The sequence below is a fragment of the Acidovorax cavernicola genome (genome assembly GCF_003581445.1).
Genome location: NZ_QXMN01000260.1, coordinates 1 through 963 on the forward strand (window position 1 = coordinate 1; position 963 = coordinate 963).

Annotated in this window: 1 protein-coding gene and 1 pseudogene; one reads left to right on the forward strand and one right to left on the reverse strand. The window is 65.1% G+C overall.

Going from position 1 to position 963, the window contains the following annotated elements; translation table 11 throughout:
* A pseudogene (locus tag D3H34_RS34875) lies at positions 1 to 159 on the reverse strand (ribose-5-phosphate isomerase RpiA); the annotation flags it as partial.
* A 34-nt stretch (positions 160 to 193) separates the two neighbouring features.
* Here D3H34_RS34875 and D3H34_RS33000 point away from each other — a divergent pair.
* On the forward strand, positions 194 to 963 hold a 770-nt coding region (locus D3H34_RS33000), incomplete at its 3' end, for a quinone-dependent dihydroorotate dehydrogenase (protein ID WP_119558897.1).

Consider the following 963-nt stretch of genomic DNA (forward strand, 5'->3'; position numbering starts at 1 on the left):
GATCTGGTCCTTGATCGTCGCCAGCGCGTCGATGAACTTGTTGACCGTCGAGCCCGTGCCCACGCCGACGATTTCGCCTGCCGGCACGTACTGGAGGGCAGCTTGTCCCACCAGGGTTTTGAGTTCATCTTGGGAAAGGGCTGCAGCAGGTGTCGTCATGGGAGAGAATTGGAAGTAATCACCGAATTATCCAATGTCTCTTATTCCCTACGCACTGGCTAGACCCTTTCTGTTCCGCCTCGACGCCGAAGCGGCCCACGACCTGACCATGAACCTGCTGGCGCGCGGCCAGGGCACACCGCTGCAATGGGCCTGGTCTCAGCCCATGGTGTCGGACCCGATCGAACTCGCCGGGCTGCAGTTTCCCAACCGTGTGGGCATGGCCGCGGGCCTGGACAAGAACGCGCGCTGCATCGACGCGCTCAGCGCCATGGGCTTCGGCTTCGTCGAAGTCGGCACCGTCACGCCCAAGCCCCAGCCGGGCAACCCCCAGCCGCGCATGTTCCGCATTCCCGAGGCCAGGGCCCTGATCAACCGCCTGGGCTTCAACAACCAGGGCCTGGAGACTTTCGTCGCCAACGTGCGCCAGTCGAAGTGCCGCGCCCAGGGCAAGCCCATGCTGCTGGGCCTGAACATCGGCAAGAACGCGCTCACGCCCATCGAGGAAGCGACCAGCGACTACCTGATCGCGCTCGAAGGCGTGTACCCGCACGCCGACTACGTGACCGTGAACATCAGCTCGCCCAACACCAAGAACCTGCGCGCGCTGCAAAGCGATGACGCGCTCGACGGCCTGCTCGGCGCGATCGCCGTGCGCCGCGAGCAGCTCGCTGCCCAGCAGGGCCGGCGCGTGCCGCTGTTCGTCAAGATTGCACCCGATCTCGACGCCGACCAGATCGCCGTGATCGCCGCGACGCTGCAGCGCCACGGCATGGACGGCGTCATCGCCACCAACACCACGAT